Here is a 21,588-nt window from a genome sequence, read left to right on the forward strand (position 1 = left end):
CGGGGACCTCCTTCGGCCAACGACCTTCTAGGTAATAATCAAGTGCCCTTCTAGCGATGGGAGCCGCATGCGCGGCACCAAAACCGGCATTTTCAACAATCATGCCAATGGCGATTTTCGGCTTATCTGCCGGAGCAAAGACGATATATAGGGCATGGTCACGTAAAAATTCAGGGGTAGCGCCATGGTTATAGTTTTTTGAGTTCAGACTAAATACCTGAGCAGTACCAGTCTTGCCGGCCGCTACATATTTTGCGTCGGTAAAGACACGTGAGGATGTGCCAAAACGGTTAACGTCGACCATAGCATTTTTGATGACCTCTAAGTTTTCTGGTTTGAGATCAATTCGATAACTTTCTTTAGGCGTAGTCAGTTTTTTGTCTTTAGTAATCGGGTTTTCAATGGACTTGACGATGTGGGGCTTCATCACAATGCCACGATTAGCCAATGTAGCAGTTGCATGCGCTAATTGCAGAATCGTAAAGCTGTTATAGCCCTGACCAATACCTAAAGAGATTGTTTCGCCTTCGTACCATCTTTGTTGCTCAGGTTTTTTAAAGGCCTTTTGTTTCCAGTCTGTGGAGGGTAGTATGCCGCGCACCTCACCTTGTAAATCAATGCCTGTAATCTGTCCGAAACCAAAAGGTTTCATAAAGTCATGCATTAGATTGACACCCATATCGCGTGCGAGATGATAGTAATACGTGTTACAAGAATCAATAATTGACTTAGCCATATCCACTACTCCGTGGCCGCCAACTTTATCGTCACGGAAGGTGTGGTTACCAAAATTAAAATAGCCTGGGTCAACGATTGATTGATTAGGTGTACGTTTGCCAGTTTCTAGGGCCGCTAAAGCCATAAAGGGCTTATACGTTGAACCTGGCGGATGAATATCTTTGAGTGGGCGGTTATATAAAGGTTTTTCTGCAGACTCATTGAGCTGTTTCCAAATCTGAGGATCAATGCCTTCAACGAAATCATTAGGATTAAAGTTAGGCTTAGAAACAAAAGCTAGAACATCGCCAGTTTCTGGTTCAATCGCAACAAATGCACCACGTCTTTTGCCATAGAGTTCTTCAACCAAATATTGAAGTTTGATGTCCACAGACAAATGCAGATTATTGCCGGGGCTAGAGGAGCTCACTGCCAGCGTTCTAATAGCTCGCCCACCCGCGGTGATTTCCACTTGTTCAAAGCCAGGTTTGCCACGCAATACACCCTCATAGCTTTGTTCAACCCCTACTTTGCCGATGTAAGGCATGCCTTGCAAGCTAATATTTTTTCTTGCATTCGCGTTTTCATCACCGACCGTGCTATCAAGTTCAGCAATTAATTTTTCACGATCACGTTGAGAAACTCGGCCGATATAGCCAATTAAGTGAGAGCCCAACTCACCATAAGGATATTGTCTAAATAGGCGCGCCTTGATTTCTACCCCGGGAAATCTAAAGCGTTGCGCAGTAAAGCGGGCCACCTCTACATCGCTTAAGAGTGTGCGAATCGGGAATGAATCAAAGGTTTTTGATTCATTAACCATTTTCATGAAGTTGCGACGATCTTTCGGTTGAATATCGATCACTTCAGATAAATCATCCAACAGATCTGAAAGTTTGCCTTGGGTTTGAGAGGGGTTGATTTCAAGCGTATAGGCAGAATAGTTTCTGGCAATCACAATGCCATTGCGATCAACAATCAAACCTCGGCTAGCTGGAACAGGAACTAAGGCAATACGATTATTTTCTGCCGCCGAATAGTGTTTGTGATGAGTGAAAATTTGGAGCCAAACAAAACGTAACAACAGCAAACCAAAACATATCATCACAAAGACAAGCGCAACACTCAGCCTGTCCTGAAAAGACTTGACGGAGGGTTGGTTGTTCTTAAAAGAATCCATACTACAAAGGACGATTTAAATCGACATCTGTGGGCCTACGTTGCGGTGCCAGTAAAAGAAATACTGCCACTGGCCAAAGCCCCGCCTCTATGAATGCAGAAAATAGACTAGTCCAAGCCCACAGGGGAATGTCCCCGCTGGTTACCCAATTAACGGCCAAAGGCCAAATCGAAGCCGCGATAAATAATGGTAATAAATGTAAGGCTTGCTGAATACGTGTAAAGCCAAGAACCCGCCTTTGCCAGTTAATGCCGAAGAAGGCAACTACAGGGTACATAAAAGCATGTTGTCCCAAAAGACTTGCGCTATGGATATCCATAATCAAGCCTAAGAAAAAGGCCCATACAACTCCCACGCGTCTTGGTTGATAGATCGTCCAAAAAACTAAACAAATGAGCAGCCAATCGGGTACCCATGGCGCATTACCAAAGGGTAAAAAATTCAGAAGCAAGGCTACAAAAATACTAAAGCCAATAAACAGAGGGTTAGCTGGGCGCAGAATATAACCTTGCTCAATCATGGCTTGCCTCGATATAAGCGTGAAGGTTTATTAGGAGCATTATTAACGCTAGGGGTATTCGCAGTGGGGCGTGGCCCGTAGTTAGCGTCATAAAACAGAATCATCACGTGTCTAAAACGGTTCACGCCGCCGATGGGTGAGCAGTAAACACTCGCAAAGTTTTTGTCGACATTACGATCAATCTTGTCAATCGTAGCTACAGCAAATCCGGGTGGGTAAATGCCATCGATACCGGAGGTCATGAGAATATCGCCGACTTGTAAATCACTAATCGCTGCCATGTGACGGAGTTCTAAAGGTCTACCACGACCATTGCCATATAGTGCGCCACGTAAACCATTACGAGCGACTTGAATGGGAATGACCATATCACGGTCATCGAGTAAGGCAACTTCAGATCGGTTTTCCATGACTCGAACGACTTGGCCAACAATACCTTGGTGATCAGCAACACCCTGCCCTAGGCTGATATTGTCATTGGCGCCACGATCGATGATGATTCTTTGAGAGAGTGGGTTGGGCGGGCTAAATAAGATTTCAGAAATCAGAATCTTGAATCTAGATTGTTGTGCAATCCCAATTAAATTACGTAGTTGAGCGTTCTCGCTTAGCAGTAACTCAGATTGGTTGGCTAATAGAGTTAATTCAGCAACACGCTTGTTGAGATTTTCATTTTCCACTTCAAGAGAACCTTTAGTGGTTAGATAATCATAACTAGCACGCAAAAAATTTCGAGGCGCCTGCATCACTGCTTGAATAGGTGAAATCAAGACATTAGCGATAGAGCGAATTTGTTCTAAAGCTTTGAATTGCGAATCAGCAATCATCAAAGCTAAACTGATCAATAAGCAAAGCGCCAGCTTGAGTAAAGCTGGCGTGCCATGTTTGAAAAGTGGTGGAGGACTAAGCTGCACTTTGCATTTCGATGCTGCTCAGTAAGGATTACTCCTGTGAGAAGACACCGCCTAGTTTGTCCATTCTTTCGAGGGCGATGCCGGAACCGCGCACCACACACGTTAGAGGATCTTCAGCAACGTGAACGGGTAATCCTGTTTCCTCAAGCAAGAGGCGATCTAGATCTCTTAACAATGCACCACCACCGGTGAGCATCATGCCGCGATCAGCGATATCAGAAGCGAGCTCTGGAGGAGTTTGCTCGAGCGCCACTTTGACTGCAGTCACAATTTGATTCAGTGGGTCTGTCAGGGCTTCCAGGATTTCATTGCTGGTGACAGTAAAGCTACGAGGAATACCTTCAGACAAATTGCGTCCACGAATTTCCATATCGCGTACTTCAGCGCCTGGGAAAGCAGAGCCGATAGTCTTTTTGATCGATTCAGCGGTTTGTTCACCAATGAGCATGCCGTAGTTACGGCGAATGTAATTGATGATGGCTTCATCAAACTTGTCGCCACCAACACGAACAGAGCCTTTGTAAACCATGCCACCCAAAGACATCACCCCGACTTCAGTGGTGCCACCACCAATATCAACGACCATGGAGCCCGAGGCCTCAGAGACTGGTAGGCCCGCACCAATAGCAGCAGCCATTGGTTCTTCAATCAAATACACTTGAGAGGCGCCTGCTCCTAAAGCAGATTCACGAATCGCGCGACGCTCTACTTGAGTCGAGCCACAGGGTACGCAAATGATGATGCGTGGGCTAGGCTTGAGCAGTTTGGTTTCGTGAACCATTTTGATAAACTGCTTGAGCATTTGTTCTGTGATTGTGAAGTCAGCAATCACACCATCTTTCATAGGGCGAATGGCTTCAATATTGCCAGGTACGCGACCTAACATTTGTTTGGCTTCTTTACCTACGGCCAAAATTGTTTTTTTACCGTTAGGTCCGCCTTCTTGACGGATTGCAACTACAGAGGGTTCGTCGAGTACGATACCTTTGTCGCGCATGTAAATGAGAGTGTTGGCAGTGCCAAGGTCGATAGCTAAATCGTTAGAAAAATAGTTGCGAAAGAGACCAAACATAGTGAAAGTAGGAAAATAGGTAAATTAATTAGTTTTAAAACCCTTAAATGATACCGTAGCGGACCAAATGAATCTCGAAGAAGTTAAGCAAATTGCACATTTATCTCGCCTAGCCATCACTGATAATGAGGCCTCGGCTAGCCTAGAACAATTGAATAAGGTTTTTCAGTTGGTGGAGAAGATGCAGGCAGTCGATACCGAGGGCGTTATCCCTATGGCACACCCGATTGAAATGGTTATGGCGGTTGCCCAACCTCTAAGAGAGGATGCGGTGACTGAGCCTGATATGCGTGAAGCTAACTTAAAGAACGCGCCAGCCAGTTTTGAAGGTCTCTTTTTAGTGCCCAAGGTGATCGAATGACCTGGCATCTGAAAACATTGGCGGATCTTAAAAAATCCATTAAAAACAAAGAGGTAAGCTCATTTGAATTGGCTCAATATTTCTTGAGCCGGATCAAAAATAACCAAAAGTTGAATGCTGTCATTGACTTGGATGAGGCGCTTAGTCTGGCTCAAGCCAAAGCTGCGGATGAGGCTCTGGCGAATGGCAAAGCCGCTGCCCTGACGGGCTTACCCTTGGTGCATAAAGACGTATTCGTGACACAAGGTTGGCATTCAACGGCCTGTTCGAAGATTTTGCAGGGATATCAAAGCCCATTTGATGCCCACATTGTGGAGCGCTTGGGCCATCGGGGGGCTGGGATGGTCTGTCTCGGTAAAGCCAATATGGATGAATTTGCCATGGGCTCCACCAATGAAAACTCTTATTTCGGACCAGCGAAGAACCCATGGAATCTAGAAAAGGTCCCGGGTGGCTCTTCTGGGGGCTCAGCTGCTGCAGTAGCTGCGGGCTTAATTCCAGCTGCCACAGGTTCAGATACTGGGGGCTCTATTCGCCAACCAGCTTCTTTTTGTGGCATCACGGGTATTAAGCCCACTTATGGACGTGTATCTCGCTATGGGATGATTGCTTATGCATCCTCTTTGGACCAAGCGGGCCCTATGGCAAAAACAGCTGAAGATTGCGCTTTATTACTCGCGCATATGGCTGGTCATGATGCACGTGATTCAACTTGTTTGGCGAAAGACGTGGATGATTATGTGTTGGGAATTACTCAAGTTACCGAGAGTTCGAATAGTCAGCCCCTCAAGGGTATTCGAGTCGGTTTACCTAAAGAGTACTTTGGGCCAGGTTTGGCTGCAGATGTCAGAGCGGCCATAGAAGCAGGCATAAAGGTCTACGAATCCTTGGGCGCCACACTGGTAGAAGTGAGTTTGCCAAAAACCGAATTATCGATACCCGTGTATTACGTGATTGCTCCTGCAGAAGCTTCGAGCAATTTGAGTCGTTTTGACGGTGTACGTTATGGTCATCGTGCGAAGGCATACAAAGATCTACTGGATATGTATAAGACTAGTCGTGCAGAAGGCTTTGGGGCTGAGGTAAAGCGACGCATCTTGATTGGTACCTATGTTCTGTCCCACGGTTACTACGATGCTTATTACTTGAAAGCACAAAAGTTACGCAGAATTATTGCGCAAGATTTTCAGAATGCTTTTCAAGTTTGCGATGTGATTGCGGGACCTGTCGCGCCGAGTGTTGCGCCAACAATCGGTTCTAAAACCGCAGATCCTACACAAATGTATTTAGAGGATATCTTTACCTTATCGCCAAATTTGGCAGGCTTGCCTGCGATGAGTCATCCTTGTGGATTTGGTGCAGATCATATGCCTGTAGGTATGCAATTGATTGGTAATTATTTTGATGAAACCAGAATGTTACAAATGGCACATGCTTTCCAGCAAGTCACAGAGTGGCATAAAAAAATGCCAGAAGGATTTAGTGGGGTGGCGCAATGAAGTGGGAAGTCGTCATCGGCATGGAAACCCATGCCCAATTGAGAACTCAATCAAAAATTTTTAGTGGCGCTTCAATTGAGTTTGGAGCACAAGCCAACCGTCAAGCGTGTGCCGTGGATTTGGCTTTGCCAGGCGTGTTGCCAGTATTAAACAAGCAAGCCGTAGCGCACGCGATTCGTTTTGGTTTAGCCGTGGGTGCCAAGATTGCGCCCGTGAGTATCTTTGCTCGTAAAAACTATTTTTACCCAGATCTACCGAAGGGCTATCAGATTAGCCAATATGAAATCCCGGTTGTTCAGGGGGGTCAAATCAAAATCGTGGTGGATGGTCAAACAAAAATCATTCAACTAACACGCGCACATCTAGAAGAAGATGCAGGTAAATCTTTACATGAGGATTTTCAGGGGCCGCATGGTGAGCCTTCAAGTGGTATCGATTTAAATCGTGCCGGCACACCTTTATTGGAAATTGTTTCAGAGCCTGAGATGAGGAGTGCAGCAGAAGCGGTTGCCTACGCTAAAGCTTTGCATAGCCTAGTCGTATGGTTGGGCGTCTGTGATGGCAATATGCAAGAAGGCTCTTTCCGCTGCGATGCTAACGTGTCAGTCAGACCTTTAGGTCAGGCGGAGTTCGGAACGCGTTGCGAAATAAAAAATTTGAACTCATTTAAGTTTTTGGAAGAAGCCATTCAGTACGAAGTCAGACGTCAGATTGAGCTGATTGAAGACGGTGGCAAGGTGGTTCAGGAAACCAGACTTTACGATCCAGATCGTAAAGAGACGCGCAGCATGCGAACTAAAGAGGATGCCAACGACTACCGTTATTTCCCAGACCCTGATTTGTTGCCTTTGGTGATTTCCGATGCTTGGGTCGAAAAAGAAAAGAATGAGATGGGTGAGTTGCCATCCGAGCTCGCCAAGCGCTGGCAAGCTGAGTATGCCCTGACAGAATATGACACTCAGGTGTTAACCCAAGAGAAGAGCTTTGCGCATTACTATCAAGAGCTCGTGGCGAGATTAAGTAAGGATCAGGCAAAAACGGCAGCTAATTTTTTAATTGGCGACTTTGCTTCTGCACTTAATAAAGCTGATTTAGTGGCGGCCGATGCGCCAGTGAATGCAGAGCAATTAGCTTTGCTAATTCAGAGGATTTCTGATGGCACGATCTCTAACAAGATTGCTAAAGATATTTTTACGATCTTGTGGGATGAGAAAGCCAGCGATGCTAACGCGGTCGATCGTATTATTGAAGCCAAAGGCCTTAAGCAAATTAGTGATAGTGGAGCACTCGCAGCTGTTGTTGATGAAGTTTTGGCTAAAAATCAAAAATCAATTGACGAATTTAAAGCGGGTAAAGAAAAAGCGTTTAATGCCTTGGTGGGTCAAATCATGAAGGCCACGCAGGGCAAAGCAAATCCGCAACAAGTTAACAAAATATTGACTGAAAAACTGGGAGCCTTATGAGCGAGATCTCAACAGAACAACAAGAGCGTGAAGCATTGGTCGCGGAGTGGTTGAAAGCAACCCCAGGCTTCTTTGAAAGACATGCTGATTTGCTGGCGAGTATCCAATTAAAAAGCACACATGATTCGCGCGCAATTTCTTTACAAGAAAAGCAGTTAAAGGTTTTACGTGATCAGAATGAAGCTTTAAATCGTCGTTTGTCTGAGATGCTGCATTTTGGTAATCAAAATGACCGCACGCAGGGGCTCATGGTGGAGTGGTTGAAGTCATTGTTACAAGCGCACAATCAGACTGAGATAGAGCATGCGGTCATAGAAGGTCTTAAAGAAATTTTTGGTATTGAGCAAATCTTATTGACGCACCAGGCTGATGCGAAAGATTATTGCGGCACTATCAATCACGCCCCTGATTCTGTGAAAGCCCTTTTGGCTGAGAGCGTTAAAAGTCTTGCAATCGTAGCATTGCCCACACAGGCAAAAGAGTTGGTCTTGGCCAGTCATGCGGAGGCTAAATTTACTGCAGATATGGGACGTCATTATCTGAATCAAATCGCCTCTTTAGTCGATGCGGCTTTGTCACGAGTGTCTGAATAAAACATGATGCAAGATCTTGTCCATGAGTACTTGGCTGAGCTCCAAGTAGTCAGGCAAGTATCGCCTCATACACTGGCAGCTTATGGTCGAGACCTTAAGCTTTTAGCTGAGCGCACGAGTGAGGCAGGGCGAGAGCTAGCTCAGTTAAGTTCAGAAGACGTTCGATCATGGTCTGCCCGAATGCACGCTTCAGGTTTATCGGCTAAGTCAATCGCTAGAATTTTGTCGGCCTGGCGAGGGTTTTTTGAATGGTTAGCCAGTCATAAAAAACTCATCTCTAAAAATCCTGTTGATGGCGTTAAAGCGCCCAAGAAAAAAACGGCTTTGCCGAAAGCCTTGTCTGTTGAACAAACCTTAACCTTGTTAGATGGGGCCAGTCGCTTATCTGATTCAGAGGACAGGTTTAATCAAACTAGAGACCTAGCGATACTGGAGCTTTTATATTCTTCTGGCCTGCGTTTATCGGAATTATTGGGTATCGACTGCTTTCCGGTAGAGACAAAAACTTATACCTCGGTGGGCTGGATAGATCCTGATGCAAAAGAGGTCAACGTACTCGGCAAAGGTAAAAAACGTCGTACAGTGCCTGTCGGTTCGCAAGCATTGCTAGCCATTCAGCGTTGGCTAGAGTTGCGCAATGAGGTCAAGTTAGATGGTGAGTTTGGTGAAAAACCCATGTTCATTAATAAAAAAGGACAGCGCTTAAGCGCTCGAACTGTACAAAAGAAATTGGCAGAGTTAGCCTTGCGCTTGGGCATACCCACACATATTCATCCGCATATGCTCAGGCATAGTTTTGCTAGCCATGTATTACAGTCATCCGGCGATTTGAGGGCTGTACAAGAGATGTTGGGCCATGCGAGTATTGCAAGTACACAAATTTATACTGCACTCGATTTTCAGCACTTAGCTCGCGCCTATGATCAGGCGCACCCACGGGCCAAACAGAAGAAATAATATGTCAACAGTTATTCAATTGAAGTCAGGTAAGGAGAGAGCTGCGCTTAAGCGCCACCCTTGGATTTACAGCAACGCCATTGAGAGTGTTTATGGCAAAGCCTATCCAGGTGCTACGGTGACCGTTCAGGATCATCGAGGGGCATTTATTGCTAAAGGGTCGTTTAGCCCTAGTTCACAAATTAGGGTGCGCCTTTTAACTTGGAATGAGAGCGAGCCGATTGACCATGTCTTTTTTAAAAACCGCATACGCGCAGCTTTAGCCCATCGCCAAGCTTGGGTAAAAAATACCAATGCGGTGCGTTTAATTTTTGGTGAAAGTGATGGTTTGCCAGGATTGGTTGTAGATCAATATGATCAGGTTTTGGTCTGCCAGTTCTTATTTGCTGGCATGGACTATTGGAAAAAAACAATCGTTGAGGTTTTGGTTGAACTCACTCAATGCAAAACCATTGTTGAGCGCTCAGATGCTGCTGTGAGGCAGCGTGAGGGTTTGGAGCCGACGACTGGCATATTGTTTGGCGAACTAAAAGAAGCGCTGGTAAAAATTAATGAAGGTGGCGTCTTATATACCGTAGATGTCTTGCAAGGGCATAAAACAGGTTTTTATATTGATCAACGAGATAACCGTGCGATGGTGTCAGGGCTTGCTCGAGATAAAACGGTATTGAACATGTTTTGTTACACCGGTGGGTTTTCATTAGCGGCTCTTTATGGCGGTGCTAGTCATGTCACTTCCGTAGACTCTTCCGGCGAGGCTTTGAATTTGGCTAAAAGCCAGCAAAAGCTCAATCAATTTGCCGACAGTCGCGCAGACTGGATTGATGCGGATGCTTTTAAGATGCTCACAGAGTTTCGTAAGGAAGGCCGCCAATTTGACATTGTCGTACTAGATCCGCCTAAGTTTGCTCCTTCGGCGCATCATTTAGATAAGGCGCTTAGAGCCTATAAAGAAATTAATCGCGCTGGTATGCAATTGGTCAAGCCAGGGGGTTATTTCTTAACGTTCTCCTGCTCAGGCGCTGTGGATGTGCCCCTCTTTGAAAAAACAATTGCCCAAGCCTCTTATGAGGCGATGAGCCATGTAGAAGAGAAAACCTTAGATTTTCGCTTGATTAAGAGATTGTCTTCTGGAGCTGACCACCCTCTTTTGATGAGTTTTCCGGAGGGGGATTACCTCAAAGGTTTGTTACTCGAGCGTATCTGAGCCACAAAGGCATAGAATATTTGTTTAGTTGGTTAAATTAGAAATGTGAAAAAGCTATGGCATTGATTCCGGTAACGATATTGAGTGGTTTTTTAGGTAGCGGTAAAACCACATTACTCAAGCATATTTTGTCTGAGCATCATGGTAAAAAAATCGCTGTGATTGAAAATGAATTTGGCGAAGAAAATATTGATAACGAGATCCTGATTCAGGACTCTAATGAGCAAATCGTACAAATGAGCAATGGTTGTGTCTGTTGCACTATTCGTGGTGATTTGGTGGAGGCGCTCAATCAGTTGTGGGAGCAAAAGAAAGATAAGAAGATTGACTTTGACAGGGTTGTTATTGAGACAACAGGGGTCGCCAACCCTGGGCCAGTGGCACAAACATTCTTTATGGATGATGAAGTAGCCACGCGATATATTTTGGATGCCGTGGTGACTTTGGTCGACGCCAAGCACGGGCATCAGCAGTTAGACCAGCAAGTGGAAGCTCAGCAACAGGTCGGTTTTGCAGATCGCATCTTTATCACCAAAACGGATTTAGTCACAGAGCCAGAGGTGGCTAAATTAAAGCACCGTCTGATGCATATGAACCCCAGGGCGCCTATTTCTGCAATCAGTAAAGGGGTCGTACCATTAGACCAAGTGCTTGATTTGCGTGGCTTTAATCTCAATGACAAGTTGGAGATTGACCCTCATTTCTTGGAGCAAGATGATCATGATCATAGTGAGTGCGGTCACGACCATCATGAACATGGCCCTGATTGTGGCCATCACCACCATGGTGAACAGACCCAAACTGTGCAATTCATGCAAAAACCTAAATCACATACCGACAGAATTCAGTCATTTGTATTCAGAAGTGACCGACCTTTTGATTCAAAGAAATTAGAGGATTTCCTAGGTGGTGTTTTGTCTGTATTTGGGTCTAAGATGATGCGTTACAAGGGTGTTTTGTACATTAAAGGCTCGGCGCGCAAAGTAATTATTCAGGGCGTACATGAGATGATGGGGTCTGACCTTGGGGCACCATGGGGTAAAGATAAGAAAGAAAGCAAGATGGTATTTATTGGTACAGATTTACCTAAGGACTTGCTTTTAGGAGGCTTGGAGACCTGTTTGGTGTAGTGTTATTTGAATCATGTAGAATCCAACACCCTAGTTACTTATACTTTTTAGTAAGCTGGTGTAATGTACAGATAAGGTCGCCATGGAGATTGGCGTAATAAATAAAGTCCCGAAAGGACAATGAGATGAGCAAAAAACCACTAACAGAAGCTGATTTGCTGAAGATGTCTGAAAAAGACTATATGAACGCCGCACAATTGGAGTTCTTTAAGACGAAGCTATTGGCCCTGAAAGAGGATCTCTTGCAACATGCTAATGAAACGACTGAGCATTTGCGTGAAAACGTGCTCGTGCCTGATCCAGCTGATCGCGCCACGATTGAAGAAGAACATGCCTTAGAACTGCGCACACGCGATCGTGAGCGCAAGTTGTTGAAAAAAGTTGAGCAATCATTGGCTCGTATTGAGTCTGGTGATTATGGTTGGTGTGAAGAGACTGGTGAGCCGATTGGTATCCCTCGTCTATTAGCAAGACCAACTGCCACATTGTCTTTAGAGGCTCAAGAGCGCCGCGAACTCCGTCAGAAACTATTTGGCGATTAATTTTGTTTTCTAGAAGTGCCGTCCTCGTTTGTTTATGCTTTGCCTTGCTCAGTGCGCAGTGGCAAGGCTTTGCGCACGCAATCGGCCATGTTGACGGTTTGCAAACCGCGCAGCAAGAACTTATAGCTAAAGTTAGTCAAAAAGCTCATGATGACTGCGAGGGTAGCCAACAGCACGGCCATCATCATTGTGCTGCTTACGATGCAGTCACCTTAGCCGCATTACATGGTTTACCGAATTTTTTGACCGTATTACTTGATCTCGAACATGTCAAGATACGATTCTATGAAACCTATCAGGTTTCATTACCACCACAGCACCCTTTTGAAGCGCGTGCGCCACCGACTCTCAATAGTTAAACCATTTTGTTGCTCGAATGAGCAAGTTTTAACTTTTTAGAGGAATACATATGAAGTTCAATCAAACCGCTTTGGTGGCGGCTGTTACTTTTTTATTTACTACAACTGCATACGCTCATCAAACTTTATCGCCTGTCGTTGTGACGGCCAATCCTTTGGGTAATGATATCAACGATATAGTTGCGCCCGTCAGCGTTCTTGGGGGCGATCAACTAACGCAAAAGCAAAGCAGTACTTTGGGAGAAACGCTGAACGATTTACCCGGCATTAGCTCTAGTAACTTTGGACCTAATTCAAGTCGCCCTGTGATTCGTGGTTTAGATGGTGATCGTGTTCGCATCATGACCAATGGCGGAGCTAATCTTGACGTTTCATCATTCTCTGCAGACCACGCAGTTGCGATAGAGCCTCTCTTGGTGGAGCAGATTGAGGTGGTCAGAGGCCCCGCAGCTCTTCAATATGGGGGTAGTGCGATTGGTGGCGCAGTGAATATCATCGACAACCGTATCCCAAAAGCGGCCCAGAAAGGCACAGATGGTCGTGCTGAAGTGAGATTGGGTGGTGCCGAGATGGAAAGAGCCGGTGCAGCAGTTCTCAACACAGGTAACGGCAAGTTGGCTATCCACGCTGATGCAGCTTATAGACAGACTGATGATTTGAGAATTCCGGGAAATCCTTTGAGATCTTCTGCAATTAAGTCTGGTTCACGATTACAAAACACCAACGCAGATCAACAATCTGGCTCGGTGGGTATGTCAGCGACATCAGATCATGGCTATGCAGGCTTATCTATCGATAGCTACAAAAATGACTATGGTACTGGTTTGTTTGAATCAGGTTCTGCAAAACGAATCAATATGAATCAAGATCGCTTTACTTTTGCAGGTGAGCAAAGGAATCTAGATGGCAAGTTAGGATTCTTGAGCACCTTGCATGGTTCTATGTCATACACCGATTACAAGCATGACGAAACTAAAGGTTCAGAAGTTGAATCTACATTTAAAAACAAGGGCTGGGAAGCCCATATCGGAGGTACGCATATTCCAGTAAGCACTGCCTTGGGACAGCTCAAAGGCGCATGGGGCATACAAGCTTCTGAGAGTCGTTTGAGAATGACTTCTGATCATCCCTTGTTGCCTAATTCCAATACCAACACAAAAGCTTTCTTTGTTTTCGAAGAGTTAGCCTTTGCCAAAGATAAAGCAGTCAATTTTGGTGCACGTATCGAAGATGTCAGAGTTTCCGCCTTGGCTGGAAATGGAAGTGAGTCTGATGAAAGTGGTGCAAAAAAATTCAAGCCATTTTCTAGTTCGTTGGGCTACCGTCAAAACTTAAATAAAGTGTGGACGGCAACGAGCAATCTTTCTTACACAGAGCGCGCCCCCACCTTCTATGAGTTGTTTGCAGATGGTGAACATCATGCAACAGGATCGTATGAAGTTGGTAACGTTAATCAAAAGAAAGAAAAAGGCAGAACGCTCGATGTGGCCTTGAACTACAAGACAGATAGCTCAAGAGCACGATTGGGGGCTTTCGTAAGTGACTTTTCTAATTTCATTGGGATGGTCAGTAAGGGACTTACCACAGCTCCCGGCTCTAGCAATCCATCGTGTGATCATGCGGAGGAGGCGGGCTTGGCTTGCTACAACTATCAAGGCGTTAAAGCCCGCCTCTATGGTTTAGAAGCCGATGGTCGTTTTCCTATTGCTCGTGGTGTGATGCAGCAAGCTAGTCAAATTGATTTGGCTTGGAAGGCAGACTATGTTCGAGGCGAAGATCGCACTAACGGTACTCCTTTGCCTCGCATTTCACCATTACGCTTGAGTGCTGCTTTCAACTACACACAGGGACGTTATTCAAGTCAATTTGATGTACGTCATGCGGCCAGCCAAAATCGTTATGCAGATGGTTTGGGTTCCACGCCTAGCTATACCTTGTTAGGTATGGGCGCCTCATATCGTACTAAGATGCCAGGCTTAAATTCTGCATACTGGTTTGTAAGAGTCGATAACTTGACCAATGAGGTGGCGCGTAATGCTTCATCTGTGATGCGTGACGTCACGATGGCAGGTTCTAGAGCTGTGCGCGTTGGTTTGAGAGCTAATTTCTAAGCTTTCTTGCCTAGATAAGGGGGCGCTAAGCGCCCCTTTGTCGTTTTATGGATCAGAAAACAAGTTTTTTTTAGTTTTTCCCTGAAAACATATAGCCAAGATGGGGTTGAGGTCTTAGAATCACGCGCATGAACGCCCCACTCAAAGAACTAAAAGACGTATCTCCTGCAATCAAGGCCGAGGTTTTGGCTCAGGCTTTGCCATACATTAAGAAATACCATGGCAAAACGATTGTGATCAAGTACGGCGGTAACGCTATGACTGAAGAGCGCCTCAAAGAAGGTTTTGCTCGAGATGTGATTTTGTTAAAGCTCGTTGGTATGAATCCCGTTGTGGTTCATGGTGGTGGCCCGCAAATTGACGATGCCTTGAAAAAGGTGGGTAAGGCTGGAACTTTTGTACAGGGTATGCGTGTCACCGATGAAGAAACCATGGAAGTTGTAGAGTGGGTTCTTGGTGGCGAGGTACAGCAAGATATCGTGATGCTCATCAATCACTTTGGTGGCCAGGCCGTTGGTTTGACGGGCAAAGATGGTGGCTTGATTCATGCGCGCAAGATGATGGTTCCCAATAAAGAAAAAGCAGGCGAGATGTTAGACATTGGCTTTGTTGGTGAAATTGAGTCTATCAATCCAGCGGTTGTGAAAGCCTTGCAAGATGATGCATTTATTCCGGTGATCTCCCCGATTGGTTTTGGTGAAGATGGCCAGGCATACAACATCAACGCTGATTTGGTGGCTGGTAAGATGGCCGAGATCTTAAAGGCTGAGAAACTGGTCATGATGACCAATATCCCGGGCGTGATGGATAAGAGCGGAAACTTGCTCACCGATTTAACTGCTCGCGAGATCGATGCCCTTTTTGCTGATGGCACTATCTCTGGTGGCATGCTGCCTAAGATTGCTTCTGCATTAGATGCTGCAAAAAGTGGCGTTAATTCAGTGCACATCATTGATGGTCGTATCGAGCACTCATTACTCCTCGAAATTTTGACCGAGCAGGCCTTTGGCACGATGATTCGTTCACATTGAGGATGGCATGCGCCATCCTTGGTGGTTATTCGACTTAGATAACACCCTGCACGACGCATCGAGCGCCGTATTTCCCTACATCAATCAAGCGATGACGCACTATGTGGCGCGTCGTCTTGATTTATCGGTTGAGGATGCCAGTGCCGTTCGCCATCATTATTGGCAACGTTATGGCGCCACATTGCTGGGCTTAATTAAACATCATCAAATTAACCCTCATGACTTCCTTTATGAAACTCATCGTTTTGATGATGTTAGCGGTAAGCCGCTAGGAGATCTGGCTAATCTGGTGAGGGGTGAGCGAGGATTACGTCATTTATTGAATCGTTTGCCAGGCAAAAAAGTACTTCTGACTAATGCACCCAAGGCCTATGCCAAAGAGGTGATGCATAAGCTTGGTATCGAGAAGTGTTTTGTAGCTATTCATGCGGTTGAGGACATGCGCGTACATGCGCGTTGGCGTCCAAAGCCTGATCAATTGATGATTCGGAGATTATTGCGGCGCTATAGTAAGTCGCCTCGACAGGCAGTCTTGGTCGACGATACCTTGGGACACCTCCTGGCATACGAGCGCTTAGGCCTAAAAACCGTATGGTTTAAAAGGCATGTTAGGGCTTACACTCATCAGAGGGGGCGACTCAGTCTCGAAGTACAATCAATACATCAATTGTTCAATCACTGGCGAAAACTACTATGAACTCTGCTTTTAACCAAATGCTTCCTAAAGAGTCAGAAGAACAAACTACGGTTAGAAAGAGGCCGCGACCCGGTGAGCGCCGCAATCAAATTTTGCAGGTCTTGGCGCAGATGCTTGAAAACCCCATGGGCGAGCGTGTTACGACCGCTGCTTTAGCTGCTCGCTTGGAGGTGTCTGAGGCGGCTTTATATCGCCACTTTGCCAGCAAAGCACAAATGTTCGAGGGTTTGATTGTTTTTATTGAGCAGACTATTTTTGGTTTGATTAATCAAATCACAGAGCGCGAGGAGGCTGGCGATCGTCAAGCTCGTGAAATTCTCATGGTGCTATTAGGTTTTGCGGAAAAGAATCCCGGTATGACTAGAGTCTTATTGGGGGACGCATTATTAATGGAAGATGATCGCTTGCAAGAGCGAGTACTACAAATTTTTGAGAGGATTGAATCTTCTCTTAAGCAATCTTTAAGAATCGCCCAGTCTCAAGGCCGTTTGGCTCAATCTGCTGATGGTCAGGAGGTGGGTGCAAGAGCCGCCATGATGATGAGTTATGTCGTCGGTCGCTGGCATAGATATGCGCGTAGTGGCTTTAAGAAAATGCCTATGGACGCGAATGAGCTACCGATGAGGATTATGTTCTCAGCATGAGTATTGGGCTGGTATCTCCACAAAAATTAAGTTTTGCCGAACCTTTGGTTCTGCAAAGTGGCGCTCGCATTGCTAATTATGACTTGATGGTTGAAACCTATGGGCGTCTTAATGCCGATAAAAGTAATGCGGTCTTAATTTGTCACGCCTTAAATGCTTCACATCATGTGGCCGGTCACAGCGTTGATAAGCCGGGTGATGTGGGCTGGTGGGACAATATGGTGGGCCCCGGCAAGCCTGTAGATACCAACCGTTTTTTTGTAATCGGGATTAATAACTTAGGCTCTTGCTTTGGCTCTACGGGCCCTATGAGTATTAATCCTGAAACAGGTAAGCCTTATGGGGCCAGTTTCCCGGTCGTTACAGTGGAAGATTGGGTCAATGCTCAGGCGCGTGTGATTGATCATTTCGGTATTAAGACTTTGGCTGCTGTGATGGGCGGAAGTCTAGGGGGCATGCAGGCAACGGCGTGGGGTATGTTGTATCCAGAGCGTGTGCGCAACTGTGTCGTGATTGCATCGACCCCAAAACTCTCGGCACAGAACATTGCATTTAATGAAGTGGCTCGCAGCGCGATATTAAGTGACCCAGACTTTCATGGTGGGGACTACTATGCCCACCAAGTGGTGCCGCGCCGTGGTCTAAGGGTTGCTCGAATGATTGGGCATATTACTTATTTATCAGATGACGATATGGCTGAAAAATTTGGCCGTGAGTTACGTCGCGCTGAAGGCGATTCAAAAGAGTACAACTTTAATTTTGATGTTGAATTTGAAGTAGAAAGTTATTTGCGTTATCAGGGTGAAAAGTTTGCGGATTATTTTGATGCAAACACCTATCTCTTAATTACGAGAGCGCTAGACTACTTTGACCCTGCCAAATCTTGCGATGATGATCTGTCCGCCGCATTTAAAAACGTTCATGCGAAGTTTTTGGTGGTGAGTTTCACAACGGACTGGAGATTTTCTCCGCAACGTAGTCGCGAAATTGTTAAAGCATTGTTAGATAACAAGCTAGATGTGAGCTATGCAGAAATTGATGCGCCACACGGGCATGATGCTTTTTTATTAGAAGATCCTCGCTACCATGGCGTGGTGCGCGCCTACTTTGATCAGATTTTTCAGAAGGTGGGCTCATGATGCGCGCTGATTTTTCTGCTATTGCACAATGGATCAAGCCAGGCACTGAAGTTTTAGATGTCGGCTGTGGTGATGGTGCATTGTTAGCGCACTTAAGAGATGTGCGCTTGGCCCACACCTACGGTGTTGAGTTGGCTGATGATAAGGTCTTGGCTTGTGCTCAAAAAGGCATTAACGTCATACAGCAAGATCTAGAAGGCGGCTTAGCATTGTTTGAGGACAAGACTTTTGATACGGTCATTCTTTCTCAGACGCTACAAACGATTCATGAGACTGCCAAAATCTTGAGTGAGATTGCGCGCGTGGGTAAAGAGTGTGTTGTTTCTTTCCCCAATTTTGGTCATTGGTCTCATCGTCTTGCTGTGCTGACGGGTCGTATGCCGGTTTCTAAATCATTGCCTTATCAGTGGTACAACACACCTAATGTGCGTGTTTTGACGATTGCCGATTTTGAGGCTTTAGCGCCTGAAGTCGGGCTAGAGCTATTGGATCGAGTCGTTTTACACGAGGGGCAAGAAATTTCATTAATGCCTAATCTAAGGGGTAGTCTTGCAATCTATAGAGCACGCAGGGCCAAGTAAAACTAGCGCCGTATTGGTATGTGTGGCTTTTGGTTTTGCCAGCGGATTACCGCTATTTATTCTTTATAACCTTTTATCTGCTTGGTTAAAGAGTGAAGGTGTTGACCTTAAAGCAATCGGGTTATTTGCTTTAGTAGGTATGCCTTATACATGGAAGTTTCTATGGTCTCCTGCCATGGATCGTTTCCAGCTACCGTTTTTAGGACGTAGACGAGGCTGGATTATTTTTACGCAAATTGCTGTCATGTTGGCTGTGATGCTCATGGGGCAATTTAATCCTAAGTCAGACATCTGGATCGTGGTGGCCTTAGCAGCAACGGTTGCTTTTTTCTCTGCCAGCCAAGATATTGTGATTGATGCGCATCGTCGCGAATGGCTGACCGAAGAGCAGATGGGTTCTGGTACCGCGCTGTTTGTGAATGCTTATAAATTATCTACCCTAGTCCCAGGGTCTTTATCGCTAATTCTGTCAGACATTATCAGTTGGGACTGGGTGTTTTTTATCACGGCACTCTTTATGTTGCCTGGCATGATTACTACCCTTTTTGTTTCAGAGCCCAAGCTCTATGGCCCGCCACCGCAAACCATGCGCGAAGCGATCATTGAACCATTTAATGAGTTTGTCCAACGTAAGGGCTGGCGTTACGCCCTTCTAGTTTTATCTTTCATTTTTTTATATAAGCTGGGTGATTCCATGGCTACGGCCTTAGCCACCCCTTTTTATATAGAAATGGGATTTACGCGCACTGAAATTGGTGTTGTAGCCAAAAATGCTGGTTTATGGGCAAGCATATTGGGTGGCATATTGGGCGCCTATTGGATGCTAAAGACCGGTGTGAATAAAGCCTTATGGATTTTTGGTGCACTACAGGCGCTCGCCACTTTGGGTTTTGTGGTTTTAGCGGAATCAGGCCCAAGCTTATGGGTGTTAACTTGGGTCATTGGATTTGAGGCAATCACTGTGGGCTTGGGTACGGCGGCATTTACCTCCTATATTGCGCTTGAGACTAATCCGCGTTTTACGGCAACACAGTTTGCGCTATTTACGAGTTTGTCGGCTGTACCAAGAACGTTCATTAATGCTTTAACAGGGTTTATTGTTGAGTACACCGGCTGGACCCATTTCTTTATCCTTTGTTTTATCCTGGCTTTGCCGGGATTGATGTTGTTGCCTAAAATTGCTCCATGGAACGGTCAGAAAACTTCAACTAATTAATGATGAAGCAAACGATAGTTAAATTAAAGAGAGTCTTCGCGCTCACCATGGGTGCCCTTTTGATGGCATGTGCACCGGTGAATCCATCGCCTAAAGATGGGGTAAAAGTTGGGGATTCATCTAGCTTAAAAAGTATGGTGCCAGCTTCTTCCTTGGAGCAGGCGGCTGCACGTCAATATGCAGATATCAAGAAAAAAGCGGGCGCTAAGAATGCCTTGATGCCAGACACACATCCACAAGTGATTCGCTTAAGAACCATCGCGAAGAAAATTTTGCCGCATGCTGAAATCTGGAACCCTGAATCTAAAAAATGGCAGTGGGAAATCAATTTGATTGCCTCCGATGAGGTCAATGCCTTTTGTATGCCGGGTGGCAAGATTGCTTTTTATACTGGCATCCTAGAGAAGTTAAAGCTCAATGATGATGAGGTCGCGACGATCATGGGGCACGAAGTAGCTCATGCTCTGCGTGAACATGCGCGCGAGCGCATTGCCAAAGCACAGTTGACTAATATCGGCGCTAATGTGGTTTCGCAAGCTTTAGGCTTGGGTAGTCTTGGCAACCAAGCTTTAGGGCAAGGTTTGCAGCTTCTAGGTTTGAGCTTTTCTCGTTCAGATGAAAAAGATGCGGACTTAGTCGGTATGGATTTGGCTGCGCGTGCAGGTTACGACCCACGCGCAGGGATTTCTTTGTGGCAAAAAATGGGACAACTTAATAAAGAGAAGCCACCAGAATGGTTATCTACTCACCCTTCAGGCGAATCACGTATTTATGAGATTCAGCGTAACTTAGCTGATGTGATGCCTTTATATGCCAAAGCTAAAGGCACAACCATCGATCGCCTACCTGAATATCGCTATTAATCCGATTAAAGACTGTAGTCGTAATCTATGATCAGTGGCGCATGATCTGAAAAGCGCTCTTCCTTGTAAATGCGAGCAGTTTTAGCTAGTTGACTGAGTTTGGGGGTGGCAATTTGATAGTCGATACGCCATCCAACATTCTTGGCATAGGCTTGGCCGCGCTGGCTCCACCAGGTGTAACAATCATCACTACTTTCTGGATGAAGGATGCGATAAACATCTTGATAGTTTTCTTGGTAGAACAATTGATCAAGCCACGCACGTTCTTCAGGTAAGAAGCCCGAATTTTTAAGATTGCCTTTCCAGTTTTTTAGATCTTGTTCTTTATGTGCGATATTCACATCACCACACAAGATGATCTCTTTCTTTTTCTTCTTGAGCTCAACCAGGTGTGGCATAAACAAATCTAGAAACCTAAATTTAGCTTCTTGACGTTCTGGCGCGCTTGATCCTGAGGGGAAGTACGCCGAAATCACGATTAAGTCATAAAAGTGCGTTTCGACATAGCGCCCTTCAGCATCGAATTCACCATCATCAAAACCAATCACAACCTCAGTCGGCTCGTGCTTGGTGTAAAGGCCTACGCCGCTATACCCTTTTTTTTCTGCATATTGGAAAAATCCTTGGAAGCCTGCTGGAGAAAGCATAAAATCAGCCATATCGTCTGCTTGAGCTTTGAGTTCTTGTACACAAATGATGTCTGGTGACTCTTTTTGAATCCAATCAAAGAAGCCTTTTTTGGAAGCGGAACGGATACCGTTTAAGTTGGCAGTAATGACACGTAGCATGGGA

21 protein-coding genes and 1 pseudogene are annotated in these 21,588 nt (G+C 45.5%); 17 read left to right on the top strand and 5 right to left on the bottom strand.

From position 1 onward, the window contains the following. Window positions 1–4 precede the first annotated feature (4 nt). The 4 genes and pseudogenes from mrdA to ICE94_RS04390 form a co-directional block, all read right to left on the bottom strand. Window positions 5–1,897, bottom strand: a pseudogene (mrdA, locus tag ICE94_RS04375) (penicillin-binding protein 2); the annotation flags it as partial. A 1-nt stretch (window position 1,898) separates the two neighbouring features. Beyond that, window positions 1,899–2,417, bottom strand: a complete 519-nt coding sequence (gene mreD / locus ICE94_RS04380) for a rod shape-determining protein MreD (protein ID WP_216149237.1) — start codon at window positions 2,415–2,417, stop codon at window positions 1,899–1,901. After that, entirely contained in the window at window positions 2,414–3,331 is a 918-nt protein-coding gene (gene mreC, locus ICE94_RS04385) for a rod shape-determining protein MreC (protein ID WP_216149239.1), read from the bottom strand. Before mreC ends, mreD begins: the two co-directional genes overlap by 4 nt. A 28-nt stretch (window positions 3,332–3,359) precedes the next feature. Then, entirely contained in the window at window positions 3,360–4,403 is a 1,044-nt protein-coding gene (locus ICE94_RS04390) for a rod shape-determining protein (RefSeq protein ID WP_216149241.1), read from the bottom strand. 67 nt (window positions 4,404–4,470) lie between these two features. Here ICE94_RS04390 and gatC point away from each other — a divergent pair, with 67 nt between their 5' ends. The 17 genes from gatC to ICE94_RS04475 all read left to right on the top strand — a co-directional run bounded on the left by gatC (window position 4,471) and on the right by ICE94_RS04475 (window position 20,796). Then, on the top strand, window positions 4,471–4,764 hold the full coding sequence (gene gatC, locus ICE94_RS04395; RefSeq protein ID WP_216149243.1) for an Asp-tRNA(Asn)/Glu-tRNA(Gln) amidotransferase subunit GatC: 294 nt from the start codon (window positions 4,471–4,473) through the stop codon (window positions 4,762–4,764). Continuing rightward, window positions 4,761–6,263 (top strand): Asp-tRNA(Asn)/Glu-tRNA(Gln) amidotransferase subunit GatA, encoded by a 1,503-nt coding sequence (gene gatA, locus ICE94_RS04400; protein WP_216149245.1) that lies wholly within the window; start codon window positions 4,761–4,763, stop codon window positions 6,261–6,263. The genes gatC and gatA overlap by 4 nt, the downstream gene beginning before the upstream one ends. Beyond that, a complete protein-coding gene (gatB, locus tag ICE94_RS04405; protein ID WP_216149247.1) occupies window positions 6,260–7,726 on the top strand; it encodes an Asp-tRNA(Asn)/Glu-tRNA(Gln) amidotransferase subunit GatB in 1,467 nt (488 codons plus the stop codon). Before gatA ends, gatB begins: the two co-directional genes overlap by 4 nt. After that, the gene (locus tag ICE94_RS04410; RefSeq protein WP_216149249.1) at window positions 7,723–8,319 is read left to right on the top strand and encodes a DUF484 family protein; all 597 of its coding nucleotides are present in this window, start codon (window positions 7,723–7,725) and stop codon (window positions 8,317–8,319) included. Before gatB ends, ICE94_RS04410 begins: the two co-directional genes overlap by 4 nt. Window positions 8,320–8,322: 3 nt before the next feature. Then, window positions 8,323–9,276 (top strand): tyrosine recombinase XerC, encoded by a 954-nt coding sequence (xerC, locus tag ICE94_RS04415; protein WP_216149251.1) that lies wholly within the window; start codon window positions 8,323–8,325, stop codon window positions 9,274–9,276. 1 nt (window position 9,277) lies between these two features. Further along, window positions 9,278–10,483 (top strand): class I SAM-dependent rRNA methyltransferase, encoded by a 1,206-nt coding sequence (locus ICE94_RS04420; RefSeq protein ID WP_216149253.1) that lies wholly within the window; start codon window positions 9,278–9,280, stop codon window positions 10,481–10,483. A 56-nt stretch (window positions 10,484–10,539) separates the two neighbouring features. Then, window positions 10,540–11,613 (top strand): GTP-binding protein, encoded by a 1,074-nt coding sequence (locus ICE94_RS04425; RefSeq protein WP_216149255.1) that lies wholly within the window; start codon window positions 10,540–10,542, stop codon window positions 11,611–11,613. 125 nt (window positions 11,614–11,738) lie between these two features. After that, the gene (dksA, locus tag ICE94_RS04430) at window positions 11,739–12,155 is read left to right on the top strand and encodes an RNA polymerase-binding protein DksA (RefSeq protein WP_216149257.1); all 417 of its coding nucleotides are present in this window, start codon (window positions 11,739–11,741) and stop codon (window positions 12,153–12,155) included. Window positions 12,156–12,157: 2 nt separating this feature from the next. Continuing rightward, the gene (locus ICE94_RS04435; RefSeq protein ID WP_216149259.1) at window positions 12,158–12,514 is read left to right on the top strand and encodes a hypothetical protein; all 357 of its coding nucleotides are present in this window, start codon (window positions 12,158–12,160) and stop codon (window positions 12,512–12,514) included. A gap of 50 nt (window positions 12,515–12,564) precedes the next feature. After that, entirely contained in the window at window positions 12,565–14,625 is a 2,061-nt protein-coding gene (locus tag ICE94_RS04440) for a TonB-dependent receptor (protein WP_216149261.1), read from the top strand. Window positions 14,626–14,753: 128 nt separating this feature from the next. Further along, the gene (gene argB, locus ICE94_RS04445; protein ID WP_216149263.1) at window positions 14,754–15,656 is read left to right on the top strand and encodes an acetylglutamate kinase; all 903 of its coding nucleotides are present in this window, start codon (window positions 14,754–14,756) and stop codon (window positions 15,654–15,656) included. Between the two features lie 7 nt (window positions 15,657–15,663). Further along, window positions 15,664–16,353, top strand: coding sequence for a pyrimidine 5'-nucleotidase (locus ICE94_RS04450; protein WP_216149265.1), 690 nt, complete (start codon window positions 15,664–15,666; stop codon window positions 16,351–16,353). Next, window positions 16,350–16,997, top strand: coding sequence for a nucleoid occlusion factor SlmA (slmA, locus tag ICE94_RS04455; RefSeq protein ID WP_216149267.1), 648 nt, complete (start codon window positions 16,350–16,352; stop codon window positions 16,995–16,997). The genes ICE94_RS04450 and slmA overlap by 4 nt, the downstream gene beginning before the upstream one ends. Continuing rightward, complete coding sequence (locus tag ICE94_RS04460) at window positions 16,994–18,136, top strand: homoserine O-acetyltransferase (RefSeq protein ID WP_216149269.1); 1,143 nt, start codon at window positions 16,994–16,996, stop codon at window positions 18,134–18,136. Before slmA ends, ICE94_RS04460 begins: the two co-directional genes overlap by 4 nt. Continuing rightward, entirely contained in the window at window positions 18,133–18,717 is a 585-nt protein-coding gene (gene metW, locus ICE94_RS04465) for a methionine biosynthesis protein MetW (RefSeq protein ID WP_216149271.1), read from the top strand. The genes ICE94_RS04460 and metW overlap by 4 nt, the downstream gene beginning before the upstream one ends. Beyond that, window positions 18,686–19,933, top strand: coding sequence for an AmpG family muropeptide MFS transporter (locus tag ICE94_RS04470; RefSeq protein WP_216149273.1), 1,248 nt, complete (start codon window positions 18,686–18,688; stop codon window positions 19,931–19,933). The genes metW and ICE94_RS04470 overlap by 32 nt, the downstream gene beginning before the upstream one ends. 2 nt (window positions 19,934–19,935) lie before the next feature. After that, entirely contained in the window at window positions 19,936–20,796 is an 861-nt protein-coding gene (locus tag ICE94_RS04475; RefSeq protein ID WP_255539081.1) for a M48 family metallopeptidase, read from the top strand. A 5-nt stretch (window positions 20,797–20,801) separates the two neighbouring features. Here ICE94_RS04475 and ICE94_RS04480 read toward each other — a convergent pair whose 3' ends face one another. After that, entirely contained in the window at window positions 20,802–21,584 is a 783-nt protein-coding gene (locus ICE94_RS04480; RefSeq protein ID WP_216149277.1) for an exodeoxyribonuclease III, read from the bottom strand. Window positions 21,585–21,588: the final 4 nt, after the last annotated feature.

It is taken from the genome of Polynucleobacter sp. MWH-Loch1C5 (assembly GCF_018881775.1).
Lineage (GTDB): Bacteria > Pseudomonadota > Gammaproteobacteria > Burkholderiales > Burkholderiaceae > Polynucleobacter.